The organism is Mesorhizobium sp. ORS 3428, assembly GCF_001854785.1.
Lineage (GTDB): Bacteria > Pseudomonadota > Alphaproteobacteria > Rhizobiales > Rhizobiaceae > Mesorhizobium.
Genome location: NZ_MDFL01000112.1, coordinates 16821 through 34453 on the forward strand (window position 1 = coordinate 16821; position 17633 = coordinate 34453).

Sequence of the window (17633 nt, forward strand, 5' to 3'; positions counted from 1 at the left end):
GGTGGCGATCAGCTTCGCCTCGCCGTCGGCGGCAAAGGCGTAAGCCTGGCCGTCGGCAACGATGATGGTGCGGCCGGGCTTCGTCACCGAGCCGCGGAAGAGGAAGCGCTCGCCCCTGCCCGGCGCCAGAAGGTTGACCTTGAATTCGATGGTCAGCACGCTGGAATTCTGCGGCATCAACGAGAATGCGGCATAACCGCAGGCCGAGTCCAGTGCGGTCGAGATGACGCCGGCATGCAGGAAGCCATGCTGCTGGGTGAGCGAAGGCGCGTAGGGCATCTCGATCTCGATGATGCCGGGCGTGACCAGCGTCAGTTCCGCGCCAATGGTGGCCATTGCCTTCTGGCGGGCAAAGGAAGTCCTGACGCGATCCTCGTAGTCGGGAGCGGGTACGATCTTGGCTGCCATGGCTTTCGCCTCACTATTTGCTGGCGAAGCTTATTGCAGAGGCAGGCAAGACAGGCAATCTCTCATGGTGCAGCGCAGCAAAACGCCTGATGCCCTCAGGTGGCCTTGCGCAAAGCATGGAAATAGAAGCCGTCGGTGCCGCTGAGCGCCGGYGACAGCGAGATGCCGCCGGCATCGGCGATGCGCGYAGCTCCCTCGCGGCCGGGGAAATGGCTGTTCCAAAGCCGGCGATGGTCGACCGGCGCAAAGTCGCCGTGGCGCTCCCGGAACGCCGCGACCTGGTCGCCGTTTTCGGCATCGAACACCGAGCAGGTGATGTAGACGAGCAGCCCGCCGGGCTTCACGAAGGCCTGCGCGGTGTCGAGGATGGCCTGTTGCTCGCCCATGCGGGCATCGAGCTGCCTCTCGGTCAGCCGCCATTTGGCGTCCGGCCGCCGCCGCCACGTGCCGCTGCCGGTGCATGGCGCGTCGATCAGCACGACGTCCATGTGCGCGGTGAGCGGCGCGAGTTCCGCGGGCTTGCTGACGACCTGTACATTGCGGCTGTGCGCGCGGCGGATGCGCTCGAAGATCGGTGCCAGCCGCACCTTCTCCGCATCATGGGCGAATACCTGGCCGCGGTTGTCCATCTCGGCCGAGAGCGCCAGCGTCTTGCCGCCGGCCCCGGCGCAATAGTCGAGCACCTGCATGCCGGGCTCAGCACCCGCAAGCGCTGCGGCAAGCTGCGAGCCCTCGTCCTGCACCTCGAACCAGCCTTTCTGGAAGGCGGGCTCGGCCTGCACGTTCGGATGCCTGCCGTCGCCGTCGATCGGCGGGATGCGGATGCCGTGCGGCGCGATCGCGGCGGGCGCGGCGCCGGTGCCTTGGAGTTCCGCCAGCACCTTGTCGCGGTCGGCCTGCAGCGCGTTGACCCTGAGGTCGAGCGGAGGACGCATTGCGAGCGCCGCGCCTTCCCCAACCCAGTCATCGCCATAGGCCTTTTCGAGGAGCGGCGCGCACCAGTCGGGCACGTCGGCCCGCACCGCGTCGGGCGCATCGGCAAGCCTGCGGTCGGCCGCCGCCCTCAATTCGGCGGCACTGAGCAACGGCGGCGCGAACTTGTCGCCGTCGAGCGCCTGGTTCAGCGACTGCGCCGTCTGGCCCCATTCGAGCAGAAGCGCGCCGAAGCCGATGGCGCGCGGCGTGTCCTCGCCGAAAAGCCAGCCGGCCGAGCGCCTGCGGCGCAGTGCATCATAGACGATGTTGCCGATCGCCGCCCGGTCGCCGCCGCCGGCAAAGCGATGCGACAGGCCCCAATCGCGCAAGGCATCGGCCACCRGCCGGTGTCGCCGGCCGATGTCTTCCAGCACTTCGATGGYCGCCGCCAGCCGTCCGCCCAGTCGCATCTTGTCTTCGCTACCCTGCAATTGTTTCCGGCCCGCTCTTAAAGCGTTTCGGGCCAGGATTGAAACAGTTCCGTTTTAGACGACCACTCCGTCCATGCCGAGGAGCGCGACCGCCGAATCCAAAAGCCGGATCGCCAACAGGAAAAGCCCTCGGTCAGCAAGAAGGCCATGAACAATTCCATCAGTACATGAACGGCCTCTAATGCAATCAACTGGCGCCTGCAAGCAATCAATCTGGCTGAACCACCGCGCTTTCCAAGATTTCCAACCAGGAATACTCTTTTGCATGTGATTCGCAGCGCGGGAAACGCGATTTGACGGATCCCTACGAGGAGAGGGCAATGAAGACTTATCTGGCAGAAGTTCTAGGCACGTTTTTGTTGGTGTTCATCGGCACGGCCTCTGTTGTGACGGGCGGCTTCGGCGGCGCGCTGYCGCTTGGCCAGGAAGGCATCGGCCTGGCGTTCGGCATCGGCCTGATCGCGGCGGCCTATGCAATCGGCCCGATCTCGGGCGCGCATCTCAACCCGGCGGTGACGCTCGGCGTGTTCCTTGCCGGACGGATGCCGCCCAAGGATGTCATCCCTTACTGGATCGCGCAGATCATCGGCGCCATCATCGCTTCTCTGGCGCTGTGGATCATCGTCGCCGGCCAGGCGGGCGGCCATACCGGCGGCTTCGGCGCCAACGGCTGGGACGTCGCGAAGTGGGGCATGAGCTCGGCCTTCCTGTGGGAGCTGATCGGCACCTTCACCTTCGTCACGGTCATCCTCGGCGTCACCAACGCCAAGCACATGACGGCCTTTGCGGGGCTGGTCATCGGCCTGACGCTGGCTGGCCTGCACTTCGCCATCATCCCGGTCACCGGCACGTCGCTCAACCCGGCCCGCTCGATCGGCCCGGCGCTGTTTTCAGGTGGTGCGGCGCTCAGCCAGCTCTGGCTGTTCATCGTCGCGCCGCTGATCGGCGGAGCGATTGCCGGYGTCGTCGCCAAGGCAGGCGTCTTCGAAAAAGACTGAGCTTTGGCTTTCTTGAAGCAATTCCGGACGGAAAACCCGCTGTACACTTTCCCTCGAATTGCTTCGGCTCAACAAAAAAGGCGCGGGTCATGCCCGCGCCTTTTTACTTGGCGGAACGATCCCTTACTTCGAGGCGAGCTCGAAGCGGTCGAGGTTCATCACCTTCGTCCAGGCCTTGACGAAGTCCTTGACGAACTTCTGCCTGGCGTCGGCAGAACCATAGACTTCGGCCAGCGCGCGCAGCTGCGAGTGCGAGCCGAAGATCAGGTCGGCGCGGGTGCCGGTCCATTTGACCGCCTTGGTCTTGCGGTCGCGGCCCTCATAGACCTGATCGGTGCCGGCGGCCGGATCCCAGACCGTGTCCATGCTGAGCAGGTTGACGAAGAAGTCGTTGGTCAGCGTGCCCGGCTTGTCGGTGAAGACGCCGTGCTTGGAGCCGCCGGCATTCGCGCCGAGCACACGCAGGCCGCCGACCAGCACCGTCATTTCCGGCGCCGTCAGCGTCAGGAGTTGCGCCCTGTCGACCAGCATCGCTTCGACTGACATCGGCAACTTGCCACGGACATAGTTGCGGAAGCCGTCGGCCCTCGGCTCGAGCGGGGCGAAGGACTCGACGTCGGTCTGCTCCTGCGAAGCGTCCATGCGGCCCGGCGTGAACGGCACCTTCACCTCGTGGCCGCCGTCCTTCGCGGCCTTCTCCACCGCGGCTGCGCCGCCGAGCACGATGAGGTCGGCCAGCGAGACCTTCTTGTCGCCGCTCTGCGCCGCGTTGAACTCCTTCTGGATGGCTTCCAGCTTCGCCAGCACCTTCGAGAGCTGAGCCGGCTGGTTGACGTCCCAGTCCTTCTGCGGGCTGAGCCGGATGCGGCCGCCATTGGCGCCGCCGCGCTTGTCCGAGCCGCGGAAGGTCGAGGCCGAAGCCCAGGCGGTCGAGACCAGCTCGGACACCGAGAGACCGGCGGCCAGGATCTTGGCCTTCAGCGCGGCGATATCCTGCTCGCTCACCAGCTCGTGGTCGATCGCCGGGATCGGATCCTGCCAGATCAGCTCTTCCTTCGGCACGAGCGGACCGAGATAGCGCGCGACCGGACCCATGTCGCGGTGGGTCAGCTTGAACCAGGCGCGGGCGAAGGCGTCGGCGAACTCGCCCGGATTCTCGTGGAAGCGGCGCGCGATCTTCTCATAGGCCGGATCGAAGCGCAGCGAGAGGTCGGTGGTGAGCATCGACGGCGCACGGCGCTTGGACGGGTCGTGAGGGTCCGGCACCGTGCCCGCGCCAGCGCCACCCTTCGGCGTCCACTGATTGGCGCCCGCCGGGCTCTTCGTCAGCTCCCATTCGTAGTTGAAGAGGTTGTCGAAGAAATTGTTGCTCCACTTGGTCGGCGTGGTGGTCCAGGTCACCTCGAGGCCCGAAGTGATGGCGTCGCCGGCAATGCCGGTGGCATATTTGCTCGACCAGCCGAGGCCCTGCGCCTCGATGCCGGCGGCTTCCGGCTCCGCGCCCACCAGCGAGGCATCGCCGGCGCCGTGGGTCTTGCCGAAGGTGTGGCCGCCGGCGATCAGCGCCACGGTTTCCTCGTCGTTCATCGCCATGCGGCGGAAGGTCTCGCGGATGTCGCGCGCGGCCGCAATTGGGTCCGGATTGCCGTTCGGTCCTTCCGGGTTGACGTAGATCAGGCCCATCTGCACGGCGCCAAGATGGCCTTGCAGCTCGCGGTCGCCGGAATAGCGCTCGTCATCCAGCCACTTGGTTTCGGAGCCCCAGTCCACATCCTGCTCCGGCTCCCAGACGTCGGCACGGCCGCCGGCGAAACCAAAGGTCTTGAAGCCCATCGATTCCAGCGCAACGTTGCCGGCCAGGATCATCAGGTCGGCCCAGGAAATCCTGCGGCCGTATTTCTGCTTCACCGGCCACAGAAGCCGGCGCGCCTTGTCGAGATTGGCATTGTCCGGCCAGCTGTTCAGCGGCGCGAAACGCTGCTGACCGGCGCCGGCGCCGCCGCGGCCGTCGCCGATGCGATAGGTTCCGGCGCTGTGCCAGGCCATGCGGATGAAGAGCGGCCCGTAATGGCCGAAGTCCGCCGGCCACCAGTCCTGCGAATCCGTCATCACATGATGCAGGTCCTTGACCACCGCATCGAGATCGAGGCTCTGGAATTCCTTGGCGTAGTCGAAGTCCTCGTCCATCGGGTCCGAAAGGTTCGACTGCTGGTGAAGAACGGCAAGGTCGAGCTGGTTCGGCCACCAATCGCGATTGGTCCTGCCGGCGGATCCATGCGGCACGGGGCATTTGCCAGCGCTGTTGTCGTCGGTTTTCGCGTCCATGTTACTCTCCGATTTTTGCCGAGGTTTGATTTTTCCGGGGCAGCCGGCGGCCGCGCCAATCTGGAATGATTCCAGACTAGGACGGCTTGGCGATAAAGACAAATTGCCTTTCCTGTTTTTTCCGATAGGATTTTCTTATGATTGGCCTCACCGTCCGGCAGATGCTTTATTTTGACGCGCTGGCGCAGACGCTGCATTTCGGCCGCGCCGCGAAGCTTGCCGGTGTCAGCCAGCCGGCGCTCTCCGCCCAGATCGCCGAGATGGAAGAGCGGCTGAATTGCCTTCTGTTCGAACGCGGTGGCAAGACCGTGCGGATGACCGACGAGGCGCTTGCTCTGCAGCCGCGTATCGAGCGCATCCTCGCCGACATACGTGACGTCGAGACGACGGCCCGGCGCGGCCGGCCCGCAATGGAAGGGCGCTTCCGCCTTGGCATCATCCCGACGGTGGCGCCCTACCTCCTGCCGCGGGCCTTGCCGGAACTGAAGCGGCATTTCCCGTCCCTGCAGCTCGAACTGCGCGAGGCGGTGACCGCCTCGCTGGCCGAGGACAGTGCGACGGGCCGGCTCGACGCCTTCATCGCAGCGCTGCCGCTCGACTATCCCGGGCTCGTCACCGAGGAGCTTTTCCCGGACCGCTTCTTCCTGGCAGTGCCCGTTGGCGATCCGGCCTTCGCCTCACCGCCGGTGCCGCCGGAAAGCCCGGCGCTGGAGCGGCTGATGCTGCTCGAGGAAGGCCATTGCCTGAGGGAACAGGCACTCGCGGTCTGCGGCAATGTGCGGCCGCTGGCAATGGCAAGCTATGGCGCAACCAGTCTCACGACGCTCCTGCAGATGGTGGCGCATGGGCTGGGCGTAACGCTCGTTCCGGAGATGGCGGCAAGTGCCGCCGGCGTCATGCCGGACCTCAGGATCGTGCCGTTCCAGGAGCCGATGCCGCAGCGCATGATCTGCATGGCCTGGCGGCGCAACAAGGTGCGCCAGGACGAATGCATGGAGCTGGCGAAGATCATCCGAGGGCTGGATCAGGCGGTGCTCGCGGCATGAGGCGATGACGGAGCGCCAGCGTTTGCCGGCCTACTCTGCTACATGCACCGTTCAAGACACGATCGAGGATTGGGCACCATTTCTGGCGTCGAGTGTCTCAATCGCCTTGCGAACCGCCGTAGAGAATCTTTCTAGAAGTTCCGGCTCTTTCGCCAGTCGCTCACGCAGCGAGAAGGGCACCTCCAGCTGCGCTCCCTTCCCCGTCAATCCACGATTGACGATGTTCCGATCGTCGACGCCTGGAAACGGGTGGTCATCGATTTTTGTCTTGAAGCCAGCTTCCCGCAACCGTCCGACTATTTCCGAGATCAGGGCGGCGTCCTTGCCACCCATGTAGATCGCCGTGGGATCATCCCGATCATGTCGACCGTGGATAGCAACGGTCGTGGACTTCGTCCGCAACAGTTCGAGCGCAGATTCCTCGTCAAAGTYCTTCGACGTTATGTGCAGCTCTCGATTGTTTTCCGGCATGAGTCCTTCAAAGCAATACATATCGAGATCGCTCCCTGCGACCTTCTCGGTGATCAGGGACGTGTGGGGTTCGATTTTCCCACCATGCGGAGCCATGACGATCGCGCCGCCGCTCCGCGCGCCAAGCCGGACAATTATGCGATAGTCTATGTTTTCGGCTTTGGCGGCTTTCAGCGCCGCAAAATTCGGGAACTCCTTTTCCATAACCTCATCCAGATACGCATGATTGGCGGGTTCGCGCCTTAAGGCGCGTCGCATTGAAACGGATTGGAGCGACGCGCTTTAAGTCTTTGGCTTCATGCATGTCGTCTGCCCAAAATCCCTGCACTTCCGGGCGACATGCCTTAGGCGCGCTGCCCAAAGGCTGAATATTTCCCGCTCAGTCCCGCTTACGCCGTCTTCTGCGCCACCAGCCCCAACTCTTCCACCATCGCCTGGCGCATCAAAAACTTCTGCGGCTTGCCGGTCACCGTCATCGGCAGTTCGGTGCGGAAGCGGATGTAACGCGGCACCTTGTAGTGGGCGATCTGGCCGGCACAAATGGCCTTGATCTCCTGCTCTGTCACGATCTGGCCGGGCTTCAGCACGATCCAGGCGCAGATCTCCTCGCCATATTTGTCGTCGGGAATACCGAAGACCTGCACTTCCTTGATTTTGGGATGGCGGTAGAGGAACTCCTCGACCTCGCGCGGATAGACGTTCTCGCCGCCGCGGATGATCATGTCCTTCACCCGGCCGACGATATTGCAATAGCCCTCGGCATCGATGGTGGCGAGGTCGCCGGTATGCATCCAGCCGTCGGCATCGACCGCCTCGCGGGTCTTTTCCGCGTCGTCCCAATAGCCTTTCATCACTGAATAACCGCGCGTGCAGAGCTCACCCGGCGCCCCGACTTCGACGGTCGCGCCATCGGGGCCGATCGCCTTGACCTCGACATGGGGATGGATGCGGCCGACGGTGGAGACGCGCTTTTCCAGTGGGTCGTCGACGCTGCTCTGGAAGGAGACCGGGCTGGTCTCGGTCATGCCGTAGGCGATGGTTACCTCGGACATATGCATCAGCGACACCACCTTCTTCATCACCTCGATCGGGCATGGCGAGCCGGCCATGATGCCGGTGCGCAAGCTGGAGAGGTCGAAGGTTCGGAAATCGGCATGGTCGAGCATGGCGACGAACATGGTCGGCACGCCATAAATGYCGGTACAGCGTTCCTGCGCCACCGCTTTCAGCGTCGCGCCGGCATCGAAACCCTCACCCGGGAAGACCATGGTCGCGCCCTTGGTGACGCAGCCCACCGTGCCCATCGACATGCCGAAGCAGTGGTAGAGCGGCACCGGGATGCAGAGCCGGTCGTCGACGGTGAGCCTGATCGCCGCGGTGACGAAATTGCCGTTGTTGACGATGTTGGCGTGGGTGAGCGTCGCGCCCTTCGGCGCGCCTGTCGTCCCGCTGGTGAACTGGATGTTGATGGCATCGCCGGACTTCAGGCTTTCGGAGAGGCGGTCGAGGCTGTCATGCTCGTCGCGTCCGGCCATGGCGAGCACATCGCCGAAATTGAACATGCCGGGYGAGTTCTCCTCGCCCATGCGGATGACAATCTTCAGTGCCGGCAGTTTCTTGGCGTTGAGCTGGCCGGGCTCGGCGGTGGCGATCTCCGGCGCCAGCGTCTCGATCATGCCGAGATAGTCGGAGGTCTTGAAGCTGGCGGCGGTGACCAGCGCTCGGCAACCGACCTTGTTCAGCGCATATTCGAGCTCGGTCAACCGATAGGCAGGGTTGATGTTGACCAGGATCAGGCCGATGCGCGCGGTGGCGAACTGGGTCACCAGCCATTCCCAGCGGTTCGGCGACCAGATGCCGACGCGGTCGCCCTTCTCCAGGCCGAGCGCCAGGAAGCCGGCGGCCAGCGCGTCGACCGCGTCCGACAGCTCGCTCCAGGTGAAGCGCCTGTCCTGGCCGACAAAGACGGCGGCGTCGAGCGTGGCATATCTGCTCACCGTATCGGAGAACAGCTCCGGAATGGTCTTGTCGAGCAAGGGTACCGAATGGTCGCCCGACACATGCGCCCTGCCGTCCATCGGGGCAAYGAAGGTGCCATGCGTTCCGCGCCCGCGCAGATTGGTGGCGTTCTTGGGTTGGTCGAGATTGATCGCCATCGCCGTCTCCTCCCGGGATGCGCCAGCCTATCAGCCGATGGCGGCGGTGAAAATCCGCCAATGGTCCCCCTCCCCCTTGAGGGACCCTTGAGGGGAGGGTGGCCAGCCGCCGAAGGCGGATGGACGGGAGGGGTCCTTTCGGCAGTGCTCGACGTGTGACGACCCCACCCGCCTCGCTTCGCGAGGCACCCTCCCCTCAAGGTGAAGGGATTTTCCCGGCGATCTCGCGCAAGAGCGCCTCATCGGCCGCATCACGTGCCTTCTTCGAGGCGACGAGGCAAGCCTGCGACTTCAGGATCGTGCCGTCGCCCAGCACCTTGAGGTGGTTGGCGCGCAGAGTCGAGCCGGTGGTGGTGATGTCGACGATGACGTCTGCCAAGCCCGCCGCCGGCGCGCCCTCGGTGGCGCCGAGGCTCTCGACGATGCGGTAGACCTGGATGCCGTGCTTCTGCGAGAAGAACTGCTGCGTCAGCCGCCAGTATTTGGTGGCGATCCGCAGCCGCCGGCCATGCCGCTGGCGGAAATCGGCGGCGACATCGTCGAGATCGGTCATGGTCTCGACGTCGAGCCAGATTTCGGGCACCGCCACCACGACATCGGCATGGCCGAAACCAAGGCGGGCGACTATCTCGGCGCGCGCTTCCCAGTCGGCAAGGTTCTCGCGCAGCAGGTCCTCGCCGGTGATGCCGAGATCGACCGTACCCTGGCCGATCTCGCCGGCAATTTCGGACGCGGAGAGGAATGCCACTTCGACATTGTCGAGGCCGTCGATGCGGGCGCGGTATTTGCGGTCGTCCTCCGGCAAGGTGACCGCCAATCCGGCCTTGGCCAGAACTTCCAGCGACTGTTCCTTGAGACGGCCCTTGGAGGGGATCGCCAGCGTGATCATCGCGCGCCCTCCCGCAAGGCAGCGATACGGTCGAGCCAGACCGAGAAGCCGACGCCGGGTATGGGCTTTTTCGCGCCGAGCAGCGTCAGCAGCCTGTCGTAACGGCCGCCGCCGACCAGCGGGCGATCGCCCCCGGCGGGCGCGATCTCAAAGACCAGGCCGGTGTAATAGTCGAGCGGGCGGCCGAAGGCGGCATCGTAGCGGATCTGCGCCATCGGCAGGCCATGCGCTTCGATCGCCTTGGCGCGGGCGGCGAAATTCTCCAGCGCGGCGCCCAGCGACAGGCCGGCATCGGCGGCGAATTTATCCAGCGCTTGCGTGGCGCCGTCGAGCGCGACATCGATTTCGAGAAAGCCCTTCAGCGCCGAGAACGCCTCGTCGGACAGCCGCACGCTGCGCAACTGCGCCTTCTCGATCAGCCGGCGCGCTATGTCGGCCGGCGAGCGCCCGGACGAGGCCGATAGCCCGGCCTCTTCCATACCGACGGCGATATGCGCGGCAAGACCTTCCACGTCGCCGTCGAGCACCAGCAGCGCCACCGCACCGGCGAGTTGGCTGTTGCGCGGCGGATTGGCGAGATCGGCAAGGGCCGCCTCCAGCATCGGCGCCGAGCCGAAGGCACGCGCGAGCCGCATGCGCCAGCCGCGCGGCAGGCCGAGGGCTGCCAGCACCGCCTCGAACACGGTCTGGTCGCCAAGCGTCACGGCAAACGGCTGGCCAGGCAGCACCAGTGACAGAAGCGCATGCGCGTCGGCCAGCGAGCGGGCGTCGGCCACGGCCGTGTCGCGCTCGCCAAGATCCTCGATACCGGCCTGGAAGAACTCGTTGCCGCCGTCGCGGCGCTGACGGAACACTTCGCCGAGATAGGAATAGCGGCGCGGCGTGCCGGCCTGGCTGGCGATGTGGTCGAGGCAGACCGGAATGGTGAATTCAGGCCGCAGGCAAAGCGTGGTTCCCGTCTCGCTCTCGGTGAGGAAGATGCGGCGGCGCAGATCTTCGCCCGCCATGTCCAGGAACGGATCGGCCGGCTGCAGCACGGCGACCTCGACCATATGCGTGTTGCGCTCGGCGAAGAGCTTCTCGATGTCGGCGGCGATGGCGGCGTAGCGGGAGGTCATGAAGCACCTCCCCTTCTCCCCTTGGGGGAGAAGGTGGATCGGCGCGCAGCGCCGAGACGGATGAGGGGTGCTGGAAGGAATGAGACGCCAGCGTTCCCTGGAACACCCCTCATCCGACCGAGCTTCGCTCGGCCACCTTCTCCCACAAGGGGAGAAGGAGAGGTTGGCGCCTTACTTGCCACGTGCCCGCTCCTCGGCCTGCGCCGCCAGGATCTTCTTCACCTCGGCGACCAGCTCGCTTTCCGCCACCGTCACCTGCGCCGGGCGCGCGGCGCGCCATTCGGCATTGTCGGCGATCTCGGCCGAGAGGCGCGCGCCTTCGATCAGGTCCTTGATCTGCACCTCGCCCTTGGCGCGCTCGTCGCCGCCCTGGATGATTGCAACCGGGCTGCCGCGGCGGTCGGCATATTTCAGCTGCGCCTTCATGCCGGCGCCGCCGAGATACATTTCGGAGCGGATGCCGCCAGCGCGCAGATCGGCGACCATCTTCTGGTAGCGCCCAAGACTTTCCGTGTCCTTGTCCATGACGAGAACGACGACCGGAGCGACGACATCGGAGACGTCGAGCTTGCCGAGATTCTTCAGCGCCGTCATCAGCCGGGAGACGCCGATGGAGAATCCCGTCGCCGGCACCGACTCGCCACGGAAACGCGAGACGAGCCCGTCATAGCGGCCGCCGCCGCCGACCGAGCCGAAGCGGACGATCTGGCCGTCCTCATTGGGGATCTCGGCCAGAAGCTCGGCCTCGAAGACAGGGCCGGTGTAGTATTCGAGGCCGCGCACGATGGATGTGTCGATGAGCACGCGGCCACCGTAGCCGGCGGCGTCCACCATGGCGGCGATCGCTGCCAGTTCCTCGACGCCTTCGCGACCGGTTCCAGCGAAATAGTCCAATGTCTTCAGCCAGCGGATCTGGGCCGCGTTCGGCGAAATGTCCGTCGCGACTGCCAGCTTGCGCCATTCGCCGGCCGCCGCGCCCGGCTCGTAATTCATGAAATAGAGCACGGTCTCGATGGCCTTCCGCTCGAGGCCGGCGCCCTTGGTGAAGTCGCCGCTTTCGTCCTTGCGGCCGGCGCCCAGCAACAGCGCGATGCCTTCGGGGCCGATCTTGTCCAATTTGTCGATGGCGCGCAGCACCGTCAGCCGGCGACCGGCATTCTGGTCGCCGCCGAGGCCGATCGCCTCCAGCACGCCGTCCAGCACCTTGCGGTTGTTGACGCGGATGATGTAGTCGCCGCGCTTGATGCCGAGCGCCTCCATTACGTCGGCCATCATCATCGCCATCTCGGCGTCGGCCGCGACGCCCGCCACGCCATTCGGCGTGCCGACCGTGTCGGCGTCGAATTGCATGAACTGGCGAAAGCGGCCGGGCCCGGGCTTCTCGTTGCGGAACACCCAGCCGGAACGGTAGCTGCGATAGGGTTTCGGCAGGCGATCGTAATTCTCGGCGACGAAGCGCGCCATCGGCGCGGTCAGGTCGTAGCGCAGCGACAGCCACTGGTCGTCGTCATCCTGGAAGGAGAAGACGCCTTCGTTCGGACGGTCCTGGTCAGGCAGGAATTTTCCCAGCGCATCGGTATATTCGATCATCGGCTGGTCGACCGGCTCGAAACCGTAGAGCTCATAGACCGAGCGGATCGTGGCCATCATCTTCTCGACGGCGCGGATGTCGTCGGCGCCGCGGTCGGCAAATCCGCGCGGCAGACGCGCTTTCATCTTTTCCGATTTGTCGGCCATGGATGGGTCTTTTCGCTAAGCAAACGCTGACTTATTTCGAGCGGGCGTGTCCTAACGCATGCCAAGTGGTGCGGCAAGCGTTTGCAGCCCGTTTGCGAGACCTCAGGAAACAGTTCGATAGCTTGCAAACGCCGCGCTGCCCCTCATCCGCCTGCCGGCACCTTCTCCCCGTATAGTGACGGGGAGAAGGAGGAGACTTCGGCGCTGCGCCACAGCTCAAACGTTCGCCATCGGCGAAATCGGCGGTGGCTGCGTCCTTCTCCCCGTCACTATACGGGCAGAAGTGCCCGGCAGGGCGATGAGGGGCGGCGCCAAGGGACGAACAAGTTAACGCCAATCTCCTCGCTCAATAGTTTCAGGAACCCGAAACGTTCGAAACAAACCACACCACACCGAAACAATTCCGCCATCAGTGCGGCATGCTGCCGACACAATCGAAGACGATAAAGCGCGCCGAAACAAGGGGTTCGGGCCATGACCACGCCGGAAGACATCTTCGCCAGCGGCAAGCCAATTGCCAGGCTGCGGCCAGCCGGCGGCCTCGCGCCCAGGCCGGCGCAGCAGCCGGCCGGGCCGTTCGAGGTCGCGGCGGAAACAGCCAAGCCGACGGTACGCGACGCGCTGGTGACCGGGCTGCTGGTGATCTATCCGGCCTTCGCTGCCGTGGCGGCCATCCTTGCCGGGTTGTTCCTGGCCGGCGCCGGCAACGTCTAGTTCTTCCCTACCCCTCCCCCTGTGGGGAGGGTCGACACGCAGCGTCGGGCTGGGGGCCGCGCGCAGGTTTTTGATCCCCACCCGCGTTCGGCGCGACCTCCTCGCGAGGAGGTCGAGGTGACGCTATTTCGGCCTCTTGAACGTCTTCCGCTCCGCTTCCACCTCGGCCCGGCAGACACAGCCTTCGAGATGGTCATTGACCAGGCCCATCGCCTGCATGAAGGCATAGACGGTCGTCGGGCCGACAAAGCTCCAGCCGCGCTTCTTGAGTTCCTTCGAGATCCTGACCGAGACCGCCGTCGTCGGATTGGCGCGCAGATGCGCGAGGTCGATGACCGTCGGCCGCTCGTCGGGACCCGGCTCGAACTTCCAGAACCATGCCGCCAGCGAGCCGGCCTCGTCGGCGAGCTCGCGGGCGCGCCTGGCATTGTTGATGGTCGAGACGATCTTGCCGCGATGGCGGATGATGCCGGCATTGCCGAGCAGGCGCTCGACATCCTCGTCGGTAAAGCGTGCCACCTTGTCGAAGTCGAAGCCAGCGAAGGCCTCGCGGAAATTCTCGCGCTTGCGCAGGATGGTCAGCCACGAGAGGCCCGACTGGAAACCTTCGAGGCAGATCTTCTCGAACAGCCGGCGATCCTCGGCCACCGGCCGGCCCCATTCGTGGTCATGATAGTGCAGGTAGTCCGGCAGATTGCCGTGCCAGAAGCAGCGCGCGATACCGTCGGGCCCGTCGAGCAGGCCRGCATTTTCTTGTTCCATTGCCACAAATCCGTTCGTTAATGCGCTTCGACGCCCATTTTACCCAGGCTTTACCAGATTCCTGAACCGGCCGGTAACCACACCAAAATCTTTACTGACAAGTCGGCATTTTAAGCATTCCGATTCATGTTTCGGTTGCCGCTCCGCACCAAGGATCGCCGAGCCGAGGGCCGCCCCGCCCCGGATGAATTCGACGATCAAGGTGCGTTCCGATGAAGACAGCGTTCACTTCCCTGCTCGGCGCAGCCGCGGTGCTTGCCGCCGGCGCGACGACCTCCTTTGCTAATGACCGTTATGCCGACATGCCGGCGGTGATGGTGAGCCCCGACCTTTCGGCGCCCTGGGTGCTGCAGCTCGGCCATGCGCCCGGCATTGTGCGCCCGGCCCGGCAGACCGAGCAGCCACAGCGGCGGCTTTTCCAGGCGCAGCCCGACCAGCAGCGCACGGCAGCCGTGCAGCAGCCTGCCAGACGCATGGTGATGCGGCCGCAGATCAACCCGATCTACCTGCCACAGGAAGTGGCCTATGACGGCCCGCAGAAGCCCGGCACCATCGTCATCGATACCAAGCAGAACTTCCTTTATCTGGTCGAGAAGAGCGGCAAGGCGCGGCGCTACGGCGTCGGCACCGGCAAGCCCGGCTTCGAATGGTCGGGCACGCACAAGATCACCGACAAGAAAGTGTGGCCGGACTGGCGCCCGCCGGCGGCGATGATCAAGCGCGAGGCGGCCAAGGGCCGCTACCTGCCGACCTATCTCGCCGGCGGCATCGAAAACCCGCTCGGCGCGCGCGCGCTCTATCTCGGCACGACCGAATACCGCATCCACGGCACCAACCAGCCATGGACGATCGGTGGCGCGGTGTCTTCCGGCTGCATCCGCATGCGCAATGAGGATGTCGTCGACCTTTACGAACGCGTGCGTGTCGGGACGACGGTCGAGGTGATCTAGCGACCGTGAATAGGCCAGTCAGGCAGCGCTGAGTGKTTTTTGGCGCGGACTGTTGCCCTCAAGCCATAGCGCGCTTTTGAGAGACGTGCTTAGACTGCCAACGGGTTTTACGGGGGACGGGCCGTGTGGGGATACGGCCAGTCACGGAAGGGCAGCGCGAACACCGCGCTGCCCTTTTTCGTTCCCGACAAGATCGTCACACAAATGYGACAGGGTCGTCACACAAGTGCGACAAGGTCGTCACTCAAGTGCGACAGCCGTCACCAAATTGCGGCGGGTCGCCCCGGAAGCATGGCATTTCGTTTTGGGGGCTGATTTCCACGTCGTCCTCTGCTAATGCGGCGCCAAACCCTCAGATGAAGGTTCATACCATGACCCGGTCCGACGATAGCCGCTATCTCCGGGGCGGCCCGGTCGCGCAGCGCATCATTGCTGCCGTGCGCGAAGACGCAGCAATAGCCACCGCCGAAGGCTTTCCGCCGAAGCTGGTGTCGATCACCGTCGGCGATACCGACGCGGTCGACGTCTATGTGCGTAACCAGCGCGCCAAGGCCGAGCTTGCCGGCATCGGCTTCGAGGAAAGGCGCTTTGCCGCCGATACCACCGCGGGCGAGCTGGAAGCGGCCATCCACGGCCTCAATGCCGACCCGCGCGTTACCGGCATCATCATCCAGCGGCCGGTGCCGGCGCACATCCCGATCAAGACATTGCAGGCGGCGGTGCATCCGCTGAAGGATGTCGAGGGCATGCATCCGGCCTCGATCGGCAACATCGTCTACAACCAGCTCGATCTCGCGCCCTGCACGGCGGCAGCCTCGGTCGAGCTGCTCAAGGAAACCGGCCTCGACCTCAAGGGGCTCGAGGTCGTGGTGGTCGGCCACTCGGAAATCGTCGGCAAGCCGATCGCCTTCCTGTTGATGAGCGAGGGCGCGACGGTGACTGTGTGCCACCACATGACGCGCTCGGTTGCCGCGCATGCGCGGCGCGCCGACGCGCTGTTCGTCGCCGTCGGCAAGCCGCGGCTGATCAAGGCCGACATGGTGAAGCCGGGCGCCTGCGTCATCGACATCGGCATCAATTCGGAGATCGGGCCGGACGGCGAAAGCCGTATCGTCGGCGATGTCGACACCGAAAGCGTCAGGGAAGTGGCGTCCTGGATCACGCCGGTACCGGGCGGCGTCGGCCCGCTCACGGTGGCGATCCTGCTGCGCAACACCATGGTGGCGCTCAACCGCCAGCGCGCGCTCTACCGCGCGACCTACGGCGTGGCGGACCAGATCGCGGCAGAGTAAGCGGTCAGCTACTCCGCGGCGACCAGGCTATTCTCGGAAACGCCCTCGGGCTTCGGGCCGCCATAGGCCCAGTCGAGCAGCTTGATCGTATGGATCACCGGCAGTTTGGCGGCCGACGCGAGCTGGGTGATGCAGCCGATATTGCCGGTGGCGACGATTTCGGCGCCGGTCGCCTCGATATTCCTCACCTTGCGATCGCGCAGCTTCGCTGAGATCTCCGACTGCAGGATGTTGTAGGTGCCGGCCGAGCCGCAGCAGAGATGCCCTTCGCGCGGCTCGCGCACGATGAAGCCCGCCTTGGCGAGAAGCTCCTTCGGCTGGCGCGTGATCCTCTGGCCGTGCTGCATGGAGCAGGCCGAATGGTAGGCAACGATCRTGCCTGGCTTGCGCACCGGCTCAGGCAGGTCGAGGGCGGCGAGATATTCGGTGATGTCCCTGRCCAGCGCCGAGACGCGCGCCGCCTTTTCGGCGTAGGCCGGATCGAGGCGCAGCATGAAGCCGTAATCCTTGATCGTCGTGCCGCAGCCCGACGCGGTGACGATGATGGCGTCAAGCCCGCCCTGCTCGATGAGGCGAGTCCAAGCGTCGATATTCCGCCTCGCGGATGCAAGCGCTTGCTCCTCGCGGCCCATATGATGGACGAGCGCGCCGCAGCAGCCCTCACCTTCCGGCACCACGACCTCAACGCCGAGGCGCGTCAGCAGCGAGATGGTCGCCTCGTTGATCGCCGGATCGAGCACCGACTGCGCGCAGCCTGTGAGGATAGCGACGCGGCCACGCTTTGCACCCTGCCCGGCGTGCACGCCGGGCAAGGCCGTCGGCGATGCCGGCGGGATCAATGAGGGCRCGAGTTTCAGCATGGCGGCAACCGGTCTCAGGCCCGGCAGTTTTTCGAACAGGCCGATGAACGGCCGACCTAATCCCGCCAGCTTCAGCGCGGTGCGGAAGCGGCCCGGGTAAGGCAGCACAAAAGCCAGCGCGGTGCGGGTCAGCCGGTCGAGCAGCGGACGCTTGTAGGTCTCCTCGATATGGACGCGGGCATGGTCGACCAGATGCATATAATTCACGCCGGAGGGACATGTCGTCATGCAGGCAAGGCAGGACAGGCAGCGGTCRATATGGGTGACGATCTCCTTGTCCGCCGGGCGGCTGTTCTCCAGCATGTCCTTGATCAGGTAGATGCGGCCGCGCGGCGAATYGAGCTCGTTGCCGAGCGTCACATAGGTCGGACAGGTCGCTGTGCAGAAGCCGCAATGCACGCATTTGCGCAGGATCTTTTCCGATTCCGCGACATGCGGATCGGCAAGCTGCGCGGCTGAGAAATTGGTCTGCACCGTGATGTCCTTAATGCCTGAGCATGA

General features: G+C 64.9%; 14 protein-coding genes and 1 pseudogene. 5 read left to right on the plus strand and 10 right to left on the minus strand.

Translation table 11 applies throughout. The features are described from left to right. Positions 1 to 45: 45 nt before the first annotated feature. Positions 46 to 408 (minus strand): annotated as a pseudogene (locus tag ORS3428_RS34315) (PaaI family thioesterase); the annotation flags it as partial. A gap of 95 nt (positions 409 to 503) precedes the next feature. Beyond that, complete coding sequence (locus tag ORS3428_RS11975; RefSeq protein WP_071097811.1) at positions 504 to 1793, minus strand: RsmB/NOP family class I SAM-dependent RNA methyltransferase; 1290 nt, start codon at positions 1791 to 1793, stop codon at positions 504 to 506. A gap of 341 nt (positions 1794 to 2134) precedes the next feature. Here ORS3428_RS11975 and ORS3428_RS11980 point away from each other — a divergent pair, with 341 nt between their 5' ends. Then, entirely contained in the window at positions 2135 to 2812 is a 678-nt protein-coding gene (locus ORS3428_RS11980; RefSeq protein WP_071097817.1) for an MIP family channel protein, read from the plus strand. A gap of 123 nt (positions 2813 to 2935) precedes the next feature. On the opposite strand, the gene katG is transcribed toward ORS3428_RS11980, so the two are convergent. Next, positions 2936 to 5137: a catalase/peroxidase HPI gene (katG, locus tag ORS3428_RS11985; RefSeq protein WP_071097819.1), complete on the minus strand. Its 2202-nt coding sequence runs from the start codon at positions 5135 to 5137 to the stop codon at positions 2936 to 2938. A 137-nt stretch (positions 5138 to 5274) separates the two neighbouring features. On the opposite strand from katG, the gene ORS3428_RS11990 reads away from it, so the two are divergent. After that, positions 5275 to 6183, plus strand: coding sequence for a hydrogen peroxide-inducible genes activator (locus ORS3428_RS11990; RefSeq protein WP_071097821.1), 909 nt, complete (start codon positions 5275 to 5277; stop codon positions 6181 to 6183). 51 nt (positions 6184 to 6234) lie between these two features. Here the strand turns inward: ORS3428_RS11990 and ORS3428_RS11995 are convergent, their stop codons facing one another. The 5 genes from ORS3428_RS11995 to hisS all read right to left on the minus strand — a co-directional run bounded on the left by ORS3428_RS11995 (position 6235) and on the right by hisS (position 12554). Beyond that, on the minus strand, positions 6235 to 6858 hold the full coding sequence (locus ORS3428_RS11995) for a poly-gamma-glutamate hydrolase family protein (protein WP_071097989.1): 624 nt from the start codon (positions 6856 to 6858) through the stop codon (positions 6235 to 6237). 185 nt (positions 6859 to 7043) lie between these two features. Next, positions 7044 to 8810, minus strand: coding sequence for an AMP-binding protein (locus ORS3428_RS12000; protein WP_071097823.1), 1767 nt, complete (start codon positions 8808 to 8810; stop codon positions 7044 to 7046). A 196-nt stretch (positions 8811 to 9006) separates the two neighbouring features. Beyond that, positions 9007 to 9699: an ATP phosphoribosyltransferase gene (gene hisG, locus ORS3428_RS12005; RefSeq protein WP_071097826.1), complete on the minus strand. Its 693-nt coding sequence runs from the start codon at positions 9697 to 9699 to the stop codon at positions 9007 to 9009. Beyond that, entirely contained in the window at positions 9696 to 10817 is a 1122-nt protein-coding gene (locus ORS3428_RS12010; RefSeq protein ID WP_071097828.1) for an ATP phosphoribosyltransferase regulatory subunit, read from the minus strand. The genes hisG and ORS3428_RS12010 overlap by 4 nt, the downstream gene beginning before the upstream one ends. Positions 10818 to 10988: 171 nt before the next feature. Further along, positions 10989 to 12554: a histidine--tRNA ligase gene (hisS, locus tag ORS3428_RS12015; protein ID WP_071097830.1), complete on the minus strand. Its 1566-nt coding sequence runs from the start codon at positions 12552 to 12554 to the stop codon at positions 10989 to 10991. A 474-nt stretch (positions 12555 to 13028) separates the two neighbouring features. Between hisS and ORS3428_RS12020 the strand changes: the two genes are divergently transcribed. After that, positions 13029 to 13268, plus strand: coding sequence for a hypothetical protein (locus ORS3428_RS12020; RefSeq protein WP_071097833.1), 240 nt, complete (start codon positions 13029 to 13031; stop codon positions 13266 to 13268). Positions 13269 to 13391: 123 nt separating this feature from the next. Here the strand turns inward: ORS3428_RS12020 and ORS3428_RS12025 are convergent, their stop codons facing one another. Next, positions 13392 to 14030 carry a DNA-3-methyladenine glycosylase I gene (locus ORS3428_RS12025; RefSeq protein ID WP_071097835.1) on the minus strand — a complete coding sequence of 213 codons (639 nt, stop codon included), beginning with the start codon at positions 14028 to 14030 and terminating at the stop codon, positions 13392 to 13394. A gap of 212 nt (positions 14031 to 14242) precedes the next feature. Between ORS3428_RS12025 and ORS3428_RS12030 the strand changes: the two genes are divergently transcribed. Together ORS3428_RS12030 and ORS3428_RS12035 are read left to right on the plus strand one after the other, a co-directional pair. Beyond that, a complete protein-coding gene (locus ORS3428_RS12030; RefSeq protein WP_071097837.1) occupies positions 14243 to 14980 on the plus strand; it encodes a L,D-transpeptidase in 738 nt (245 codons plus the stop codon). A 371-nt stretch (positions 14981 to 15351) separates the two neighbouring features. Continuing rightward, positions 15352 to 16272 carry a bifunctional 5,10-methylenetetrahydrofolate dehydrogenase/5,10-methenyltetrahydrofolate cyclohydrolase gene (locus ORS3428_RS12035; protein ID WP_071097991.1) on the plus strand — a complete coding sequence of 307 codons (921 nt, stop codon included), beginning with the start codon at positions 15352 to 15354 and terminating at the stop codon, positions 16270 to 16272. Between the two features lie 8 nt (positions 16273 to 16280). Here the strand turns inward: ORS3428_RS12035 and glcF are convergent, their stop codons facing one another. After that, positions 16281 to 17606, minus strand: a complete 1326-nt coding sequence (gene glcF, locus ORS3428_RS12040; RefSeq protein WP_071097839.1) for a glycolate oxidase subunit GlcF — start codon at positions 17604 to 17606, stop codon at positions 16281 to 16283. Positions 17607 to 17633: the final 27 nt, after the last annotated feature.

Coding starts and splice junctions, on each gene's coding strand:
- katG (WP_071097819.1), bottom strand. CDS start 5,137: ATGGACGCGAAAACCGACGACAACAGCGCTGGCAAATGCCCCGTGCCG.
- ORS3428_RS11990 (WP_071097821.1), top strand. CDS start 5,275: ATGATTGGCCTCACCGTCCGGCAGATGCTTTATTTTGACGCGCTGGCG.
- hisG (WP_071097826.1), bottom strand. CDS start 9,699: ATGATCACGCTGGCGATCCCCTCCAAGGGCCGTCTCAAGGAACAGTCG.
- ORS3428_RS12010 (WP_071097828.1), bottom strand. CDS start 10,817: ATGACCTCCCGCTACGCCGCCATCGCCGCCGACATCGAGAAGCTCTTC.
- hisS (WP_071097830.1), bottom strand. CDS start 12,554: ATGGCCGACAAATCGGAAAAGATGAAAGCGCGTCTGCCGCGCGGATTT.
- ORS3428_RS12020 (WP_071097833.1), top strand. CDS start 13,029: ATGACCACGCCGGAAGACATCTTCGCCAGCGGCAAGCCAATTGCCAGG.
- ORS3428_RS12030 (WP_071097837.1), top strand. CDS start 14,243: ATGAAGACAGCGTTCACTTCCCTGCTCGGCGCAGCCGCGGTGCTTGCC.
- ORS3428_RS12035 (WP_071097991.1), top strand. CDS start 15,352: ATGACCCGGTCCGACGATAGCCGCTATCTCCGGGGCGGCCCGGTCGCG.